19 protein-coding genes are annotated in these 18,660 nt (G+C 37.0%); 15 read left to right on the top strand and 4 right to left on the bottom strand.

The features are described 5' to 3' along the window. Positions 1–161: 161 nt before the first annotated feature. The 5 genes from AC3WJG_RS08945 (at position 162) to AC3WJG_RS08925 (ending at position 4,248) form a co-directional block, all read left to right on the top strand. On the top strand, positions 162–581 hold the full coding sequence (locus tag AC3WJG_RS08945) for an NUDIX hydrolase (RefSeq protein WP_492588144.1): 420 nt from the start codon (positions 162–164) through the stop codon (positions 579–581). A 189-nt stretch (positions 582–770) separates the two neighbouring features. After that, entirely contained in the window at positions 771–1,238 is a 468-nt protein-coding gene (locus AC3WJG_RS08940; protein ID WP_492588142.1) for a hypothetical protein, read from the top strand. Positions 1,239–1,424: 186 nt separating this feature from the next. Further along, the gene (locus tag AC3WJG_RS08935; RefSeq protein ID WP_261590712.1) at positions 1,425–1,724 is read left to right on the top strand and encodes a hypothetical protein; all 300 of its coding nucleotides are present in this window, start codon (positions 1,425–1,427) and stop codon (positions 1,722–1,724) included. A gap of 684 nt (positions 1,725–2,408) precedes the next feature. Then, positions 2,409–3,596: an MFS transporter gene (locus AC3WJG_RS08930; RefSeq protein WP_337133387.1), complete on the top strand. Its 1,188-nt coding sequence runs from the start codon at positions 2,409–2,411 to the stop codon at positions 3,594–3,596. A gap of 232 nt (positions 3,597–3,828) precedes the next feature. After that, positions 3,829–4,248 (top strand): MarR family winged helix-turn-helix transcriptional regulator, encoded by a 420-nt coding sequence (locus AC3WJG_RS08925; RefSeq protein WP_028408085.1) that lies wholly within the window; start codon positions 3,829–3,831, stop codon positions 4,246–4,248. Positions 4,249–4,426: 178 nt separating this feature from the next. Here AC3WJG_RS08925 and AC3WJG_RS08920 read toward each other — a convergent pair whose 3' ends face one another. Then, the gene (locus AC3WJG_RS08920) at positions 4,427–5,305 is read right to left on the bottom strand and encodes a LysR family transcriptional regulator (RefSeq protein ID WP_057241905.1); all 879 of its coding nucleotides are present in this window, start codon (positions 5,303–5,305) and stop codon (positions 4,427–4,429) included. Between the two features lie 307 nt (positions 5,306–5,612). Here AC3WJG_RS08920 and AC3WJG_RS08915 point away from each other — a divergent pair, with 307 nt between their 5' ends. Together AC3WJG_RS08915 and AC3WJG_RS08910 are read left to right on the top strand one after the other, a co-directional pair. Further along, the gene (locus AC3WJG_RS08915) at positions 5,613–5,891 is read left to right on the top strand and encodes an ArsR/SmtB family transcription factor (protein WP_025753557.1); all 279 of its coding nucleotides are present in this window, start codon (positions 5,613–5,615) and stop codon (positions 5,889–5,891) included. 355 nt (positions 5,892–6,246) lie between these two features. Continuing rightward, positions 6,247–6,819, top strand: a complete 573-nt coding sequence (locus AC3WJG_RS08910) for a flavin reductase family protein (RefSeq protein ID WP_025753556.1) — start codon at positions 6,247–6,249, stop codon at positions 6,817–6,819. A 439-nt stretch (positions 6,820–7,258) separates the two neighbouring features. Here the strand turns inward: AC3WJG_RS08910 and AC3WJG_RS08905 are convergent, their stop codons facing one another. Then, positions 7,259–7,762, bottom strand: coding sequence for a L,D-transpeptidase (locus AC3WJG_RS08905; RefSeq protein WP_051421052.1), 504 nt, complete (start codon positions 7,760–7,762; stop codon positions 7,259–7,261). 292 nt (positions 7,763–8,054) lie between these two features. Here AC3WJG_RS08905 and AC3WJG_RS08900 point away from each other — a divergent pair, with 292 nt between their 5' ends. Continuing rightward, positions 8,055–8,540, top strand: coding sequence for a PaaI family thioesterase (locus AC3WJG_RS08900; RefSeq protein ID WP_057241907.1), 486 nt, complete (start codon positions 8,055–8,057; stop codon positions 8,538–8,540). A gap of 37 nt (positions 8,541–8,577) precedes the next feature. Continuing rightward, complete coding sequence (locus AC3WJG_RS08895) at positions 8,578–8,826, top strand: hypothetical protein (protein WP_336064625.1); 249 nt, start codon at positions 8,578–8,580, stop codon at positions 8,824–8,826. A gap of 129 nt (positions 8,827–8,955) precedes the next feature. Here the strand turns inward: AC3WJG_RS08895 and AC3WJG_RS08890 are convergent, their stop codons facing one another. Both AC3WJG_RS08890 and zwf read right to left on the bottom strand, forming a co-directional pair. Then, the gene (locus AC3WJG_RS08890) at positions 8,956–9,102 is read right to left on the bottom strand and encodes a hypothetical protein (RefSeq protein WP_195697139.1); all 147 of its coding nucleotides are present in this window, start codon (positions 9,100–9,102) and stop codon (positions 8,956–8,958) included. A gap of 146 nt (positions 9,103–9,248) precedes the next feature. Continuing rightward, positions 9,249–10,763, bottom strand: coding sequence for a glucose-6-phosphate dehydrogenase (zwf, locus tag AC3WJG_RS08885; RefSeq protein ID WP_337133386.1), 1,515 nt, complete (start codon positions 10,761–10,763; stop codon positions 9,249–9,251). Between the two features lie 164 nt (positions 10,764–10,927). Here zwf and hxlR point away from each other — a divergent pair, with 164 nt between their 5' ends. The 6 genes from hxlR (at position 10,928) to AC3WJG_RS08855 (ending at position 18,660) form a co-directional block, all read left to right on the top strand. Next, positions 10,928–11,293: a transcriptional activator HxlR gene (gene hxlR, locus AC3WJG_RS08880; protein ID WP_028408091.1), complete on the top strand. Its 366-nt coding sequence runs from the start codon at positions 10,928–10,930 to the stop codon at positions 11,291–11,293. A 198-nt stretch (positions 11,294–11,491) separates the two neighbouring features. Further along, the gene (hxlA, locus tag AC3WJG_RS08875) at positions 11,492–12,133 is read left to right on the top strand and encodes a 3-hexulose-6-phosphate synthase (RefSeq protein WP_013056245.1); all 642 of its coding nucleotides are present in this window, start codon (positions 11,492–11,494) and stop codon (positions 12,131–12,133) included. A 363-nt stretch (positions 12,134–12,496) separates the two neighbouring features. After that, positions 12,497–14,920 carry a GcvT family protein gene (locus tag AC3WJG_RS08870; protein WP_337133884.1) on the top strand — a complete coding sequence of 808 codons (2,424 nt, stop codon included), beginning with the start codon at positions 12,497–12,499 and terminating at the stop codon, positions 14,918–14,920. Between the two features lie 30 nt (positions 14,921–14,950). Continuing rightward, entirely contained in the window at positions 14,951–16,111 is a 1,161-nt protein-coding gene (gene solA / locus AC3WJG_RS08865) for an N-methyl-L-tryptophan oxidase (protein WP_337133385.1), read from the top strand. A gap of 66 nt (positions 16,112–16,177) precedes the next feature. Further along, a complete protein-coding gene (locus tag AC3WJG_RS08860) occupies positions 16,178–17,326 on the top strand; it encodes an aromatic ring-hydroxylating oxygenase subunit alpha (RefSeq protein WP_098248937.1) in 1,149 nt (382 codons plus the stop codon). Between the two features lie 80 nt (positions 17,327–17,406). Further along, a complete protein-coding gene (locus AC3WJG_RS08855) occupies positions 17,407–18,660 on the top strand; it encodes a quaternary amine ABC transporter ATP-binding protein (RefSeq protein ID WP_337133384.1) in 1,254 nt (417 codons plus the stop codon).

Raw genomic sequence — 18,660 nt, 5'->3', positions numbered from 1 at the left:
CCAAGGAGGACTATACGCTATACATTCATATACATAAATTACTTCCGAAAAAGCACATTATGGAAACTAGATATATATATAGTGTTTAAATAGTTAAGGTCTCCTTATCTTCTTGTGTTAAAATGAAATTGTATATTTTTGTAAAATAAGGTGGGGATCAAATGACTAAGTGGAGAGGCGCTGCTGCAATTTGTATAAACGATAAAAACGAACTGTTAATGGTAGCTCAGGAGAAGCCGAATCAGCCGGAACTATGGTCAGTACCTTCAGGTGGTATAGAAAGATCTGAGACATATGAAGAATGCTGTATAAGAGAGGTTTGGGAAGAAACGGGATACAAGATTTCGGTCATTGATAAAATATGTGAACGTGATACAGTCACATATGATGTAAATGTCCATATTGAGTATTTTGAAGTGAAGTTGTTAGGTGGAGAAAGGAAACTTCAAGATCCAGATGAGTTGATATTAGATATTTGCTGGAAGCCTCTATCAGAGATTAGTAACTTAAAAATGTTATTTGAGGACGAACGCCAAATACTGATAGATTACATACAGGAAAGAAAAGGACTACAAATATAAAACTTTAGATATATGCACTGAAAAGACCTTAAACTTTAAGGTCTTTTTTGATGCCGATAACACGTTTTGCGTTAACTAAACCTGTACAGGAGATTTATAACAATCTACGTCTCTAGATGTATAGTAATAATGAAGAATTAGTGTTAAAATTTTCTATGTAAATTAATGGATATTACATGGAGGATCTTTATGAAAAAAGTTTATATTGGGGTCATAGCAGCTTTGAGTATATCTATACTCTTGTTTGGTTGTAGCTCTAAGGAAAAAGAGGTGAAGGAAGACGTAAACTTAGGGTTTGACCAAGCTAAAAAAGTCGAAGTATCATCTGTAAATCATCCAGACGTAGTATTAAATACTATTGATAAGCAGCAAGATATAAATACATTTATCAATAAACTAAAAGTGGATAAATGGGATGCTGCAGAGATCCCTGCCGATGCTAAAAAAGAGAATGTCTATAAAATGTATCAGGAAGGAACTGTTAAGTTGGGGGAGTCATCAAATAAGGGTAAAAAAGATCTTAAACAAGTTGCTACAGTTACTACTTACAAAGGTGTTCCTTATATTGACGTTGAAATTAAAAATCTTAATTTAAAGCTTAAAGTTCCAAATGATGTATCTGAATATCTGTCTAGTCAAAGTCAACAGAAACATTAGTTACATACATAACAGGTATAAGAAATAGAGCCCTGAGAGTGTTGAACACTTTTAGGGCTTTATTTTTACCGACCACATACATTATGGTAACTAGAAATATATTATACTCTGAAATAAAAGGTAATTGTTTCCTTTTATACTGTATACTATAGGGAATGTGCAATGCTAAAAATAGGAGGAAATTATATGAAAAACTTTTTTAAAAATGCTTTAAAGGTATCAATAGCCTCCTTAGTCACTTCAATAATTTTGTATGTAGTTATAATTGGATTGTTTCTTTTATCAATTGATACAGCAAATATTTTTGGTGCTGTAATTAAGATTACTGTGCCTATTTTAATTTTAGTTACAATCCTAGGGTTTATTTATTCTTTCTTTATCAAAGGCAAACAGAAAATCCCCTTTTTAATATTACATTTTATTTCTTTATGTGCTATTTCATTTAGTATATATCTTGTCACTAGTTTTCAAGACTTTGCGCCTTAAGAAATATTTACATATACAAAAAGAATCCTTTGCCCAGGCAAAGGATTTTCAAATTTATTGGAATAGGGGGGAATACATTATTAGTCTGGTCAGATTTGTAGATTCATATACATATACCTTTAAAAACAAATGTTGTCATTCACTACATTTATATAAAATAACCTTGTATAGGTCTTATTGTACGTTGAGTAAATGCTAAATTATTTTATTTATTATTAAAGTTTTACTATTTACAGTTAGTGACGACAAATATGGAGTTTTTCTACAAGATATGTAATAGTTAACACTATTTTTAATAAAGTGCGTTAACTATTACTTTTGTTAATAAGAGTAAGTTAACTATATACATGAAGTATTGTACTTATAATGAATATAAAAACGACCAATATTGTATTGGTCGTTTTTCACAAGATAAACCTACTTGTTCAGATGTCTTTAAGTATTATATGTTTCTCTACTTTATTCATCTAAAATGATAAAGGTATACTTATTTCACTTTCACATTAGTTTCATTCACTCTATTTTTTCTAATAGAGTTTGCTGTATTCCATGTTTGTTTTCCATTCCCAACCTCATAACATTTTTGTTATATGCGTTATAAAAAATATGCATTTCATTTATAAAAAAGCCTAATGTACCATAGAAGAGGATTAAGTTTCAAGAAATTAACTGGAGGTAATTAGTATGGTCAATCGTAATAAATTGTTTCTATTTGCACTTATACTAGCTGCATTTAACCTTAGGCCGGGTCTAACTTCAGTTAGCCCAGTATTACATGGAATAACGAAGGATCTAGGTATGAGTTCTACTTTAGCTAGTTTGCTCACTTCCATTCCTTTGTTATGTTTTGGTTTTTGTTCGTTATTTGCTGGTCGTTTAGCAAATCGCTATCAACCAGAGAAGATGATTACTTTCGCTATAACTTGCATAGGTATTGCAACATTTCTAAGGGCCTTTACAAATTCTTCAATTTACCTGTTAATAACGGCTTTATTAATTGGTGCAGGAATTGGTGTTGTAAGCCCTTTGCTTTCTGGTTTTATTAAAAGTCATTTTCCAGACAAGGCAGCATCGATGATAGGCATATACTCTACTTCAATGGTAGTGGGTGCATCTATTTCTATTGGGCTAACAACACCACTTCAACACTGGTTCAATAATTCATGGAAAAATGGATTGGCATTTTGGAGTATTCTTGCTCTACTCGCTATTCCACTTTGGCTTATGGTAATAAAACAATCCCGTATTCCTGTAAGTAATTTTTTACAAAAGACGAAGGCTTCTTTACCATTAAAAAACAAAAAAGCCTGGCTATTAACTTCTTTTGTAGGGATTGTAACTCTTCTATTTTACTGTTTTGCAGCATGGCTACCAGCCATTGTAGAGGAAAAAGGGTGGACACCAGCATTTGGTGGTCTTGTAGGTACAATTGCTATGATTTCACAGCTACCAGCTACTCTTTTATTACCTAGTCTTTTAAAAGTGCTACCGAGCAGAAGGTTTTGGATTACAACCTTTACCTTAAGTATAATAATTGGTTTATCCCTTTTATGTTTTACAAACGTAACACCTATTGTTTCAAGTATATGTTTAGGAGTTGGTGCCGGTGGTCTTGTGTCGCTAACTTTGTTGTTACCATTAGATATGGCATCTTCCCCTCTAGAAGCAAGTACTTGGTCAGCAATGACTCAAGCAATTGGATATATGATTGGTGCAGTCGGCCCATTTATAATTGGATTTCTGCATGATTATCTAGGAAGTTTCGTTCCGACATTATATCTTCTTATAATTATAGGATTCATTGCCATCTTATTAGGGTGGAAAATCACCAAACCAGCTAAAGGTAAAACAGGGGGCTTACCTGTGAAATAAAAACCACGAAGTAAATCGTGGTTTTTATTTTAGCTTTTAAAAAAGCTAAACAACTTTCAAAGTATAGAATGATATTACTGTGTGCAGGAGAAGGTTTAGCCACATGAATACATTTGGTCAGATAAATAGTAGCGATTATATAGAATCACACATGGATACCGCCTACTAATAAAGACTTATATTACTCGATTATTAGCTTAAGACATATTTTTCACATTTCTGAGGTGACGTTATGGATTTACATGATTTAACAGGCCATCTTATTCATCGAACAGATGTAAGAGCAATGAATTATTTCAAGAAAAAGCTCAAACCTTATGGCATGACTCCAGTACGATGGAGCATCATTAGTGTTCTAGATTCTCAAAAAGGGATCACCCAAACAGAACTAGCAGAAGCAATTGATAAGAAACAAACAACTATTGTAGAAATGATTTATGCGATGGAGGAAAAAGGACTCTTAAAAAGAATATACAGTAAACGAGATCGTCGCTTACACTATCTATTTCTTACAGAAAAGGGGGAAGAGTTAAAGAAAATTCTTTCACCTTTAGTTGAAGACGCTCACCTCTTCATCACGCGTCAATTAAGTAATGAAGAAAATACTCAACTAAAGACATTGTTAAACAAGGTATATAACGGTATACAATAAGCCGTGTTACTGAATATTCCTTATAAAGAGAAACCTTTTTTATAAGCATTCAATAAATACTCTTCCTAGCCACTACCATTCATAAATAGTAGAAATAAAAAAGACAGCCACTTTTTGAATCAAACAGCTGTCTTTTTTATATGCACTAAATAGCAACACATGTTTATTTAAGTACTATTTAAGCATCTTCTTGAGCAAAAAGGGTACGAGCTGTTTGGATAAAAGCATCTGTCGCTTTGGATATATCTTTCATATCTAGCACTGCTATATTGATATCTCTATACGTATCTGGTTTTAACTCACGAACAACAACTTGGTCTGGCAACCACCAAATATTTTGTTTTGTTGTAATGGTAATTCCTAACCCTTCTTGTATCATACTTAATCCTGTCTCTATATAATCCATCTCAAACCGTACTTTAGGAGTCAAGTTATACTCGTTGAATAGAGCATGAATCTGTACCTCATAACCGCATTTTCCAATTAGTATATCTTCACCTTGTAGGTCAGGAATACTTATTGTTTCTTTCTGAGATAAAGGATGGCTTGAGTGCATAAGTACAATCAGTTGATCTTTAATTAAAGGTAAGGTATCAAAATCTTTATCAGGAGGAATGATAATTCCTACATCAATGCATCTGGAACGTAACCACTCTTTTACTTGATCTACACTACCTTCCGAAAGCTTGATTTCTATACCAGGATACTGACTTTCCATTGCACGTATGATCTTAGGAATAAACCTAGTACAAGCAGTTCGGTAAGCGCCAATGTGTACCTTTCCAATTTCTAACCCCTGTTCAGCCACAATTAATTCATCTACTTTTTGTAATTCACTCAGGATTGTTCTAAAAGTAATTAATATTCTCTCTCCTACATCTGTAAAAGATATTCCATTCTTCTTATCTCTTTTAATTAACTTCGTTCCTAATTCCGATTCAATTGTTGCAACGGTACGACTTACCGCAGGTTGTGTCATATGTAGCTCTTCACCGGCTTTTGTAAAACTTCCTGTTTCTGATATCCGGACAATAAGTTCAATTTGTGATTTGTTCATATCAATTTTGTTATCTCCTATATAATTAATATGCATTTCATTTGTATTAGAATCCAATGTATCATGAAAGAGAATTAAACTTCAAGAAATTAACCGAAGATAATTAGGATTAGCGATTGTAATAAATTATTTTCATTTGTGCTTATAGTACTGTTTTGAGGATTTTATTTTTAAAGTGCAGTTGGCTTTAGCAATACTATATAATCATCCATCAGGAAAATGAGATCTCTATAGTATACTTGCAACTATAATTTTAGCTTGTACTCATATGGGGTATCTAATTCATTCAGAAAAAGGGGTACTAACAATGGAGGATAACTCGAAGTTACAGCAGGCGACAAAAATATATAAAGCACTCGGTGAACCGACCCGATTAAAGATTGCTCGTTTGCTTGCTAATGAAGCAAATTTATGTTGTTCGGATATCGGGACAAAACTTGAATCAATTGCTGGATCAACTTTATCCCATCATTTAAAACAATTAACTGATTGCGGACTTCTGAGTACTTATAAAGAAGGCACATATATATACTACAGCCTAGACCGTGAGTTAATTGGAAAGTATGCTCCATATGTAATGGAGTAATTTCTCTTAGTTCTATATTTCTATACTTAAGGAAATATAGAACTAAGAGGTATGATTTTTCTTGTCTGGATTATGGCTAAATTGCTTGGTAGGTATCCTCATCTAAATTCTGAGTATATCCATTACTAGTACTTTAGATAAAAAGGCTAAAGCAAATCATCTATCGTTATTATAAGCGCGTTAAATTCATGTTGTGTCACCTTTATAAAACATTTCTGAAGAAATTGTAAAGGTCCCTTTGTCTACGTGCAAAAATCAGCTCTTTACAGCTAATTTTTCAAACGCTCGGTTAATGTATGAACTTAAATCTATATTTCTAGAAATATCAAAATATAAAACAAAAGGAGAATGAATAATGGCAATTAAGCCTGTTGATTTAAAGAAAGCATACCGTTTATTACAAGTAGGTCCAACAACCATGATTTCTGCTAAACACGATGGGATAGAAAATGTAATGGCAGCCGCTTGGGTCGGTCTGGTGGGAAATAATAAAGTGATGGCGTTTATCGGCAAACAAGCTTTCACACGTGAACTCGTTGAAAAGAGTGGTTATTTTGTAGTACATGTTCCAACTGTTAAACAAATGGAAACTGTCTTGTATGTTGGTGAGCACAGCTCTAAAGAAATAGACAATAAACTTGATAAGATCTCACTATTTTACCAAGAAGAGTTTGATTTACCACTAGTTGAAGGTTCCGCTGGCTGGCTAGTATGCAAGGTTCTTCCAAATTCTGAAAATGAACAAGAACATGATCTTTTCATGGGTGAAATTGTTGGTGCTTGGAGTGATGATCGAGTATTCAACAACGGACATTGGATTTTTGATGATGCTCCTGATGAATTGCGTACAATACACTATGTTGCTGGCGGTCAATTCTATGCTATTGGAAAAGGTACTAAATTTAATCACGGACCTGGTACAGACTAAATAAATCGGTAAAGAAAACTCTCACAGTCTCATTTTGGTTAGATGAAATGGCCAAAGAGGAAATGCTTTTGAGGATGGACTGAGTCTTAAGAACAAGTAAAAATCAGCCTTACAAAAAAAGTGGCCTTTCTCTAACGAGAAAGGCCGCCCATATTGTTTACTTATTTTGTTCGAGAGTTACATTTTCAACTACCACAGCTTTTTCAGAACCTGTAACTGAATTGGAACTTGTTCCTGTCTCCATTGTAAAGGCCAGTATAACAACGGCTGTCAAAGCAAGTCCTCCAACAGCATAAGCAGCGTAACGCTTTAAGCTCTTTACAGTTAATTTTTCAAACGCTCGGTTAATTTGCAAGATGTCAGTAGAGTATAAAAAGTCAGCTTCTTAATTCATGGTTAATGCCTGCATCATAGAAAAATTGTTAATACTGCTTTTTGATTAATTTTCTTTTAAATGATACCCTTTGAACTCGTAACCGTACACGCTCGTCAACTCTACAAAGCTCTTATAGGAATAAGTGATAGCAACCGGTGTGCCTACTTGGACTTTATCATAAAGCTTTTCGATGTCTGCATTATGCATTCTTACGCACCCTTGACTCACATATTTTCCAATGCTACTTTCATTGTTATTGCCGTGAATACCGTATGTATCACCATACGTACCGTTTGCATTTAATCCTAACCACCTTTTTCCTAATGGGTTGCGAGGATCGCCCCCAGGAATATGTCCTGTATAGTAAGGACGGTTTTTAATTTTGTTTACCACTTTAAAGAAGCCAACAGGTGTTTTATCCCATGTTTTTCCCGTTGCTACTGGATCAAACATTTCAATATAGCCATTGTGAAAATAGGCAAGCTTGTTGTAGTACTTGTTAATAATATCAAATCTTGATTCGTAGGCTTGCTTGCTGCTTCTGTTTTCACCTGATTTACTCCACATAATGCGACCATTAATAAGGTAAGAACGGTCATTGATTTCATGAAAATGTTCTTCATAAAAACTCTCCTCTTTTTTATATTTTTATAAGAAATAAAAAAGCACCTTTCAATTAGAAAGATGCTTTCTCGTCACCATCATTTATAAATAAAACCCTAGTTAATCGATTATTTTTTAAGTGAGGCTTTTCTTCTATTATGATTTTTAGTTATTTAAGCTTGAAAATAGTCCGTTTAGTTCTAACGATTGTAGGAGAAAATGTGTTAAAATATTCCGGAAAAAGGAGTGGTGAACCATGGAAAAAGTAGTAAAAGCGATTCAAGACGAGTATCCGGATGATTTTGCATGGTGTTACGGCTGCGGCCGATTAAATCAAGAAGGCTATCATTTTCGGACAGGGTGGTTAGAAGAAAAAACCATTACCCTTTATACACCTAAGCCTGAACATACAGCCATACCAGGATTTGTTTATGGCGGACTTCTTGCATCACTGATTGACTGCCATGGAACAGGCTCTGCATCTCTTGCTCTATATCGTAAAAATGGCTACGAAATAGGAGATTCAGCAGAGCCGCCGCGATTTGTTACCGGTTCTCTCCACGTAGATTTTAAAAAACCAACGCCGCAGGGTGAAGTACTAAAAGCAATAGGAACGGTTGAAGAAATTCACCCGAAGAAATGGAGAGTTAAAACAGAAGTATATGCAAGCGACATCATTGTTGCGACCGGAGAAGTTGTGGCAGTTGTTATGCCAAGTACGTTTAAACGCAAAGAAGACTAAAAATGCAAAACAGTTACATAAAAAGGGAGGAAAAGGGATGGGTAAATGTAATTTAGACCACTCGGCAGAAGATGTCCAACAGAAGTTTAACTCGCAGTCACAATGGCTGCCAGAAGATATTCGCTCGTTATTTCATGAGTTTCTCGTACGAAATCCTTCGCAAACAACATTAAACGAGATGTTTCACTTGCTGAAGAAATATGATTTGGTTGATGAACAAGAAAAAAAAGAGCGAGATCGAAAAATCAAATGGCTGATCTTAAATAAAGAAGATACGAAGGCTTAATTTTTTAAGTAACATAGATTTAGCCAATTGAATGTATTTGAAACATTGATAAACGAGATTAAGATATAACTACATTAACCCAATCTAAAGACGCACAAATTGAATACATGAGCTAGTATCGACTGCTTGTTACACCGCAGTTGATTTCCGTGCAAGACTTCGCTTTCCGCGGGAGGCCGGTAAGCCTCCTCGTCGCATACGCTCCTGCGGGGTCTCACCTGTTCCGCTTTCCCGCAGGAGTCTTCGTCTTGCCCTCCAATCAACAACTAGAAGCAACTACATACAGTAAACCTGCGTTTACAACCACAATGAAAAAATCCGAACGAGTTCGATTCTCCATCAAGAATCTCGCTTCATCGTTCGGATCTTTCTTCAAATAAAATACTTTTACCCCAGCCTCTTTTTAACCAGATTAAAAGTAATCACCACCACTTAAACCCGTCGTCTTCTAACAAATGATTTGAAGCTGCTGGTCCCATCGTACCCGCAGGATAAAAATGAAGAGGAAAGCGTTCATCATTAAAAACTTCTAAAATAGGTTGCACCCATTTCCAAGATAATTCAACTTCTTCCCAATGAGCAAAAAATGTGGAGTCTCCCTGTAAAGCATCAACTAACAGCAGTTCATAAGCTTCGGGTACTTCTTTTTGATTTGTTGAGAAATTGATAAAAATAGGTTCGATTTTATTGTCATTCAAAGGGTTTTTGCTGTTTAATTGCAGTGATATACCTTCATTTGGGCTTATTTCGACAACCAAAAGGTTGGGAATAACTTCTTCATCTGTATAAACATCCTTTAAAGGATGTTTAAATTCAATGACGATACGCGTGCATTTTTTACTCATTCTTTTTCCTGTGCGAAGATAGAAAGGTACTCCTTTCCAAAGCTCATGATCAATCCATACCCGCACTGCTATAAATGTGTCATTAACGGAAGCAGCATTGATGCCGCGCTCATCTTTATATCCTATAACGGAACGATTTTGGATTTTTCCCGCTTCGTATTGACCTCTTATGACGTTCGAATGGATAAACTCTTTTTGTAGAGGGCGAAGGCTTTTCATAATTTTTATCTTTTGTTGGCGAGTCTTTGCGATGTTAAGTGTCTTTGGCAGCTGCATGGCAGTCATCATAAGCATTTGAAGCATATGGTTTTGAAACATATCCCTAATTGCACCAGACTGATCATAGTAAGGCGCTCTTTCTTCTACACCAACTGTTTCACTAGCTGTAATTTGAACATTTGCAACGTAGTGATGGTTCCATAGTGCTTGTAAAATAGGGTTTGCAGATGCTAGAGCCTCCAAATTTTGAATCATGGGTTTTCCCAGATAGTGGTCGATACGATAAATCTCTTCTTCATTGAACGTTTCAGTAAGCTTTTGATTTAACACTTGAGCAGATTGTAAATCGTGTCCGAAAGGCTTTTCGATAATAAGACGTTTCCAGCCTTTTGTAGATCCCAATCCGCCGCTATTTATATTTGAAGCAATAACGTCTACAAATTCAGGAGCCACTGATAAATAGAAAAGACGATTTTCAGGAATATTTAATTCTACTTCGCCTTCTTGAATAGCATGCAGCAACTGTTCATATCCATCACTATTGGTAACATCCATTTTATGATAGCGAACTGTCTTAAGAAATTCTCTTATCCTGGATTCACCTTGTCTAAAGCGTCTTGAAAAAGTCTTTACTGATTCTTCTACATATATTTGAAAGGCATCATCAGACCAGTTGCTTCTATCCGTACCAACAATAGAAAAGGAAGAAGGAAGCTTTTTATCTAAAAATAAATTATATAACGCAGGAAAAATTTTTCTTTTAGCTAAATCTCCTGTTGCTCCAAATAAGATAAAGGTCATGGAATCCACTTCTGACGCTTGTGGTGAATGAGACTTGAGACAATTATCACGTGAACGAGCTACACTGCCCAATTGATCTCCTCCTTTATTTTAACGGTCTAGTGCAGTGAATATAGTCTTTTATCACCTTTACAGATTACAGTATAGCAGGTACAATTTTCCTTTATAAGTAGACACTTTATTTTCATATAGTGTCTAAAACTATACTATTACGCATAAAAAGGGAGGAAAAAGGATTGAGCAGACTCTTTAGCAAAACGTTTAACTGTGAAAAGGAATTAACGTTAACGATCATTGGTGGAAAGTGGAAAATGTTGATTATGTGGCACCTAGGAAAAGAAGGGACGAAACGATTTGGGGAGTTAAAGTCCATGATGCCGGGAATTACTCAGCGAATGTTAGTAAGTCAGCTGCGAGAATTAGAAGAAGATCAAATCGTTCACCGAAAAGTCTATCCGGTTGTCCCTCCAAAAGTTGAATATTCCTTGACTGAACACGGGAGAAGCTTGATGCCTATCCTTAAGAGCATGGATGAGTGGGGGAAAAATTATATGGAAACCGTTATAGAGCCTGAAATGAACAATTCCAGCCATATGGGTTAAAATCTTTTGTTGAAAAGGATAAAACTGTCCTTATTATTCGGAATTTTCTATAAATAAAAATGATACGCTGCATTGAAGCGTCCATAGTATATTTTTAGTGACTATATGTTTTAAAAGTGCCTACTTTTTTTTTGAAAGTAACGGTTTTACAATGAATTCATGCTAGACAACCCTATTTAATGAAGGAGTGAAGTCAGTATGGAACTTCAATTAGCATTGGATCTTGTAAATATTTCAGAGGCAAAAGAAGTAGTGCAGGAGGTTCAAGAGTATATCGATATTGTAGAAATTGGAACTCCAGTTGTGATTAACGAAGGGCTAAAAGCAGTCAAAGAAATCAAGGAAGCCTTTCCGTCTTTAAAGGTATTAGCTGATTTGAAAATTATGGATGCAGGTGCTTATGAAGTAATGAAAGCTTCTGAAGCGGGGGCTAGTATTATTACCATTCTTGGCGCTACTGATGATTCGACTATAAAAGGCGCTGTAGAAGAGGCAAAAAAACAAGGAACACAAATTCTTGTTGATATGATTAATGTAAAAAACCTTGAACAACGTGCAAAAGAAGTCGATGCACTCGGTGTTGACTATATTTGTGTACACACAGGGTATGATCTTCAAGCTGAAGGAGAAACCCCGTTCGAGCAGCTTCAAACGATTAAACGAGTTGTGAAAAATGCAAAAACAGCGGTGGCAGGGGGCATTAAACTGAATACACTTCCTGAAGTTGTGCAGTCACAGCCGGATCTTGTGATTGTAGGCGGGGGGATTACAAGTGAAAAAGACAAAAGAAACGTTGCAGAAGAAATGAAAAAAGTAGTCAAACAAGCAACTTTGGTCTAAAAATAAGCAAAAGTATTTAGACCTTCAAAATTAATTAATCGGTAAATGGTTGAAAAATAAGATAGCTAAGTTATTTTAGCTATCTTATTTCCGTCATTTTTAGTATAACCATTCATTGATAAGATTCATTTTGATAGATAGATAGTTTCTTTAAAATTCGTTATTCGAAAGAAAAAGACGACGGTTTTTCTGGGATTTTAAAGTTAAGAAAGCGTTATCCGAACATTAGCAAAAGAAAGTGCAAAAAAAATCTATGTCACACTTTTTAACAAAATACTTTGAAAATTATAAAAATTAAAAATATAATTAACTATCGACAATATTTAACATCTTTAAACCAAAAAAGGAGGGAGATATAAAGTGATGGAACATAAGAGGATAGTAGTGATAGGAGCTGGAATTGTCGGGTGCAGCATTGCCTACTATTTAAGCAAAATGGGGCAAAGAAACATAACAGTGATTGAGCAAGGCCCTTTGTTTGAAACGGGAGGATCTACTTCTCACGCTCCGGGGCTTGTATTTCAGCTTAGCTTTTCAAAAATCCTTACAACACTAGCTTCTCAAACAGTCGAGACCTTTAAAGAGTTGAGTACAGATGAACAGCGCTCGTTTTATCCTGTCGGCAGTTTAGAAGTTGCCCGTACATCCGAGCGATTAGAAGACCTAAAGAGAAAGGCTGGTGTTGCTAGCTCATGGGGAATCGAAGCTTTTCTTCTTTCACCGCAAGAATGCGCAGAAAAAAATTCGCTGATTTGTCCTGAGCGTATTTGCGGAGGTCTCTATGTTCCGTCAGACGGTATTGCCAAACCTTTGCATGCCGTTGATAAAATGACTCGTTTTTCTAAGGAGTGCGGAGTAGAATTTTACGGTCATACAGAAGTGACGAATATTGAAGTGACAAATGGTCAAGTAAAAGCAGTGTACACGAGCGCTGGAAAATTTGAAGCAGATGTAATCGTGTGCTGTGCTGGATTTTGGGGACCTCGCATCGGGGAAATGGTCGGTGTAACGATTCCTCTTCAGCCGATGGCTCATCAATATGTGTTTACAAATGATTTACTTGAATTAAACGGAGAAACGGAAGAAGTCGCGACTCCTCTTATTCGAGATCAGGATAATGCAATTTATTTTCGTCAGGTAGACAAAGGGCTTGGGATTGGATCATATCAGCATGAGCCGTTTCCAATCGAACTCAGTGACATTACAAAATACGGAGAAACAAAAGAAATGCCTTCTGTTAAACCTTTTACACCAAAAGATTTTGAAAAACCGTGGGAAGATTCAATGGAATTAATTCCGGCATTAAAAAAAGGGGGGATAAAAAAAGGAATAAACGGCATTTTTTCTTTCACACCTGATGGGATGCCGCTGCTTGGCGAATCACAAGCAGTAGGGGGATTTTGGGTAGCCGAAGCCATATGGGTAACGCACTCTGCAGGTGTCGCTAGGCAAATGGCTGAATGGATGATGAATGGTGCACCGACTGTGGATTTGGAGCTATGCGATATTAATCGTTTCGATACGTATGCATGCAGCCCTGTTTATTACAAACAGCGGTCTATTGAAGAGTATGAAGAGGTTTATAGCATTCATCATCCATTTATGCAGCGAAAAGTATCGCGAAACATGCGCGTAAGTCCATTTTATATGCGTCAGCAAGAACTAAAAGCGTATTTTAACGAAAAAGCAGGGTGGGAGCAGCCGCAGTGGTATGAAGCTAACTATCCGCTTATATCCACGTATGAAAAGAAGATGGTAATAAGAAAGGGGTGGTCCGCTGAATATTGGTCACCGATTATCGAGGCTGAACAGTTGCATACTCGTCAGTACGCAGCGATTTACGATACAACGGCAGCAAAGAAAAGGTTGGAAATTAAAGGGGAAGGAGCTCTCCAGTTTTTACAGAAGCTAACGACAGGAAATATAGACATTACAGTAGGGCAAAGCATACGTACGTGTATGTTGCATGAGCGAGGCGGCATAAAAGATCAAATAACGGTTATCCGCAAAAATATATCCACTTTCTTGATTGTTTGTACGGGAGCTGTAGAAGCAAGCTGGATTCAAAAACACGTGCCTCAAAACGGTCAAGTTGTTTTTCAAGATGTAACGTCAGGGACATGCAGTATAGCATTAATTGGTCCTAAAGCTACAGGAGTAATGAAGTCCGTGGTTCAACGCTCAGACCTTAGCAGCACTTGGATTGAAGGACAAGCGAAAACGATGTTTATCGAAAATATTTTAGTTCTTGCTCTGCGTGATTCCTACGGGGGAATGGAGAGCTGGGAGTTGATTACGACTTCTGATCAAGGCCTGAATTTATGGGATTTATTAATTGAACAAGGACAGCCTTATCAGCTGATTGCCGCGGGAGACCGAGCTCTTGAAAATCTTCGGATTGAATCTTTTTCGTTAAAAAGCGGGAAAGACTTTTGGAGCGAGCATCATCCATATGAAGTTAACCTTCATAAAATGGTTGATTTAACAAAACCATTTTTTATTGGAAAAGAGGCATTGCTTGATCGTCAGCGAAAAGACTCTGATACAGTATTAGCGACGCTCATATTAGATGATCCTTCAGCGATAGTAATGGGATATGAACCGGTCTTTTATGGAAAAACAGCCCTCGGATTTGTGACAAGTGCCGGCTATTCATACAGCTTAGGAAAAGGAATTGTACACACTTTATTATCTCAAGCTGTACATGAAGAAATGGTTTTAGAAGTTGAATACTTTGGTCAGCGTTATAAAGCAACAATGATGACACACTCCCCGGCAGTAGTTTAATTGATCAATCCAAAGACAGGAGGAATGCAGATGTCAACACATTATGATGTCATTATTATCGGATTAGGAGCTATGGGGAGTACGGCTGCTTATCAGCTCGCCAAAAAAGGTCAGCGGGTATTGGGGTTAGAACAATACGGTCCCGCTCATGACCTAGGATCGAGTCACGGCGGTTCTAGAATCATTCGACAGTCGTATTTTGAAGACCCCGCTTACGTTCCATTATTGCTTCGCGCTTATGAATTATGGAATGAAATTGAAAGAGAAAGCGGTCAAGAAATTCTTACAGTTACCGGTGGACTTATGATGGGACCTCCTGATAGCTTGACGGTTGCTGGAAGCATCGAAAGCTCTAAACAGTGGAATCTTGCGTATGAGATTCTAGAAGCAAAGGATATTTACAAACGGTTTCCGGTGTTTACACCTTCACCTGCTACGGTTGCTCTATATGAAGAAAGAGCTGGATTCGTCAGGCCGGAAGCGAGCGTATATACTCACCTTCTTCAAGCAGAAAAGTACGGAGCTGAGCTTCATTTTTTTGAAGAAGTGATGTCGTGGGAAGCTCACCCTTCTGGTGAAGGCGTGCGCGTTGTAACAGCTAATGGAATATATGAAGCTGGAAAAATCATTATTTCTGCAGGCGCTTGGGCACCCGATTTATTACGGGATTTAGGTGTTAGCTTACAAGTAGAGCGTCATGTGCAAATGTTTTTTGAACCAACACAAGGAATAGATATTTTTTCAGTGGGAAAACAGCCGATTTATATTTGGGAAGCAGATGATTATGTACAGTTGTATGGTTTCCCTTCTTTTGGATTAAAGGCTGAAGGAGCAAAAGTGGCGTTTTTTCGAAAAGGAACAGCGTGTACGCCGGAAACGATTGATCGAAATATATATGAAGACGAAGTGAACATGATGCGGCACTATCTATCTCAAGGTGTTCCACAGCTTAACGGTCGATTTTTACAAGGGAAAACGTGCATGTATACCAACACACCAGATGAGCATTTTGTCATTTCACTGCATCCTGAATATCCTCAAGTAGCGATTGCAGCTGGATTTTCTGGACATGGTTTTAAGTTTGCAAGCGTAGTAGGAGAGATTTTAGCAGATTTAGTGATAGAGGGAAAAACCAATCACCCAATTGATTTGTTTACTCCGCAGCGATTTGCGGCGAATAAAATAGTATAAATCGTCGTCAGCTCTTGCGAATGGTTCTATTTAAATGTTTCTAAAGAAGCGAAGGAGGAATAGTAGATGGTTATGGAACATGGTTTAGTGAATGATAATGGGAGACTTGAGCCCACGTTGAAAGGAGAGCTGTATACATCTTCGGACATTTTTAAGTTAGAAAAAGATCATATATTTTCTAAATCATGGAGTTTAGTTGCATTTGAATACGAAGTAGCAGAGCCAGGACAATATATTACGACGAGAGTTGAAGACGAAAATATTTTAATTACTAGAGGAAAAGATCACGTGCTGCGTGGATTCTTGAACGTATGTCGGCATCGAGGAGCTAAGCTGTGCAGCCAGGCATCCGGTAAAGCAGGTGTCATTCGCTGTCCATATCATTCGTGGAGCTATAGCTTAGATGGTGATTTAGTAGGTGTTCCTAACACAAGCCACTGTCGAGAGGAACTCGTGCATAATGAAAATTATGGACTAACATCCGTTCACATTGAAGTGTGGCACGGCATGGTTTGGGTTAATTTATCTGACAATCCTATGTCTGTTGAATACCAGCTAGACGCACAAATTTTTGATCGTTTTGGAGAACTTTATACGTTTACTAGATATGAAATTCAAAACTTGAAATCTGCTCACCGTGAAGAATATGAAGTTGAGGCAAACTGGAAGCTTATTGTAGAAAACTTTCAAGAGTGTTATCACTGTTCCTCTATTCACCCTGAACTTACGGCAACGCTGCCTGAATTTCGTTCGGGAGTCGGCACTCAAAGTTCCGTGGGAGGCGGAGCTAAGTTTGGGGATGAATTAGAAGCTTTTTCAATCAGCGGGAAAGGAAGCCGCCCTATGTTAAAAGGATTGCTTCCTGAAGATGACCGCACGTATTTTGGCATTACCGTTCTGCCGCTTGTATTTATCAATTTAACACCGGATCACGTTATTATTCATCGTATTATTCCAATTAGTGCAGAAAAGTCTAAAGTGATTTGTGAATGGTTATTCGACCCGGAGGAAATGGCTAAGCCTGATTTTGACCCAAAAGATGCTGTGGAATTATTTCACCGCGTGAATTTACAAGACTTTGAAGCGTGTGAGTGGTGTCAAGAAAATATGAGCTCAAAATCTTATAAAGAAGGAGGTATTTTAGTACCTATCGAACAGCACGTTTCTCATTTTTACAATTATGTATTGGAAGCAATCGGTATGAAGGTCGAATAGTAAGTAGAAGTGGTCTGACACGTTACCTTGAGGTGTCAGACCACCTCTAACAATCTACTTTAAAATAAGGGGGAAATAAATTGAGTACAAGCTCTAAACTAACAGAACCCATTATCTGCGTTACCGATGTTTCAAAAGTATTTGGTCGCCAAAAAGAACAGGCTCTTAAGCTGCGAGAAGCTGGACAAAGTAAATATGAAGTCGAACAAGCTACTAAGACAACCGTTGCTATTTACAATGCTCATTTCGAAGTGAAAAAGGGAGAAACCTTTGTGTTAATTGGATTATCAGGAAGCGGAAAATCTACTTTACTTCGATGCTTGAACGGGCTTGTAGAACCGACAGAAGGGACGATATATCTAGAAAACACAGATATTTCTCATATGCCAAAAAGACAGCTTCAGGAAGTCCGGAGAAATAAAATTGGGATGGTCTTTCAAAATGTGGGCCTCCTTCCAAACCGTACTGTGATTGACAACATTACGTTTGGTCTAGAGATACAGGGTGTATCAGCAAACGAAAGAGAAAAGCGAGGGAAAAAGGCGCTTGAAATGGTGGGCTTAAATGGACAAGCTTATAAAAGAATTTATGAATTATCAGGAGGTATGCAGCAGCGGGTTGGACTAGCCAGAGCTCTTGCTTCTGAACAGGAGATTTTGCTGATGGATGAGCCTTTTTCAGCTTTAGATCCTCTTATTCGAAGAGATATGCAAAAGCTATTTCTTGATATTCAGGGAGAAGTACAAAAAACAGTTATTTTTGTGACGCATGATTTGGATGAAGCATTAACTTTAGGCCACCGGGCTGCCGTGATGAAAGACGGGGAAATTGTACAGCTTGGAACCGCTGAAGATATTTTAAGTCAACCGGCAACTGATTATGTAAAGCTGCTTGTTCAAGACGTTAATTACGGCAAAATTCGCCTTGCTAAAGACGCGGTGATTCCGGTAGAAACGGCTGCCTATGAGTATGAATCACCGCAAGTCGTATTAAGAAGAATGAGAACCAATCATTTATCTACTATTTTTGTTCTTGATAGCGCTGATCGCTTATTGGGTTTAATGAGCATTTATACAGTGATGGAGCTGATAGAAGCTCATAAGCATGATTTAAAAGGAAAAGAAATGACACAGCCGCATTGTGTTAATCCTGATATGTCTTTACAAGAAATGATTCCTCTATTTACAGACAGTCATTCGCCTGTAGTCATTGTTGATAACTATCATCGCCTACAAGGTATGATTTCCCCAAGCACTCTTATTGCAAATCTCACTGAACGTACTTCAGTGACCGAGCAACAAGAAGTTAAGTCATATCAAATGGAGGTCCGATAA

It is taken from the genome of Priestia sp. FW507-14D1A (assembly GCF_058781295.1).
The sequence above is the reverse complement of the archived record's forward strand: the minus strand, read 5'-3'. Positions and strand labels throughout refer to the sequence as shown.

What these genes read in the sequence shown, in the direction of transcription:
- hxlA (WP_013056245.1), top strand. Translation starts at nt 11,492, where the DNA reads ATGGAACTTCAATTAGCATTGGATCTTGTAAATATTTCAGAGGCAAAA.
- AC3WJG_RS08895 (WP_336064625.1), top strand. Translation starts at nt 8,578, where the DNA reads ATGGGTAAATGTAATTTAGACCACTCGGCAGAAGATGTCCAACAGAAG.
- AC3WJG_RS08945 (WP_492588144.1), top strand. Translation starts at nt 162, where the DNA reads ATGACTAAGTGGAGAGGCGCTGCTGCAATTTGTATAAACGATAAAAAC.
- solA (WP_337133385.1), top strand. Translation starts at nt 14,951, where the DNA reads ATGTCAACACATTATGATGTCATTATTATCGGATTAGGAGCTATGGGG.
- AC3WJG_RS08930 (WP_337133387.1), top strand. Translation starts at nt 2,409, where the DNA reads ATGGTCAATCGTAATAAATTGTTTCTATTTGCACTTATACTAGCTGCA.
- AC3WJG_RS08940 (WP_492588142.1), top strand. Translation starts at nt 771, where the DNA reads ATGAAAAAAGTTTATATTGGGGTCATAGCAGCTTTGAGTATATCTATA.
- AC3WJG_RS08915 (WP_025753557.1), top strand. Translation starts at nt 5,613, where the DNA reads ATGGAGGATAACTCGAAGTTACAGCAGGCGACAAAAATATATAAAGCA.
- AC3WJG_RS08920 (WP_057241905.1), bottom strand. Translation starts at nt 5,305, where the DNA reads ATGAACAAATCACAAATTGAACTTATTGTCCGGATATCAGAAACAGGA.
- AC3WJG_RS08910 (WP_025753556.1), top strand. Translation starts at nt 6,247, where the DNA reads ATGGCAATTAAGCCTGTTGATTTAAAGAAAGCATACCGTTTATTACAA.
- AC3WJG_RS08870 (WP_337133884.1), top strand. Translation starts at nt 12,497, where the DNA reads ATGGAACATAAGAGGATAGTAGTGATAGGAGCTGGAATTGTCGGGTGC.
- AC3WJG_RS08935 (WP_261590712.1), top strand. Translation starts at nt 1,425, where the DNA reads ATGAAAAACTTTTTTAAAAATGCTTTAAAGGTATCAATAGCCTCCTTA.
- AC3WJG_RS08900 (WP_057241907.1), top strand. Translation starts at nt 8,055, where the DNA reads ATGGAAAAAGTAGTAAAAGCGATTCAAGACGAGTATCCGGATGATTTT.
- AC3WJG_RS08860 (WP_098248937.1), top strand. Translation starts at nt 16,178, where the DNA reads ATGGTTATGGAACATGGTTTAGTGAATGATAATGGGAGACTTGAGCCC.
- AC3WJG_RS08905 (WP_051421052.1), bottom strand. Translation starts at nt 7,762, where the DNA reads ATGTGGAGTAAATCAGGTGAAAACAGAAGCAGCAAGCAAGCCTACGAA.
- AC3WJG_RS08925 (WP_028408085.1), top strand. Translation starts at nt 3,829, where the DNA reads ATGGATTTACATGATTTAACAGGCCATCTTATTCATCGAACAGATGTA.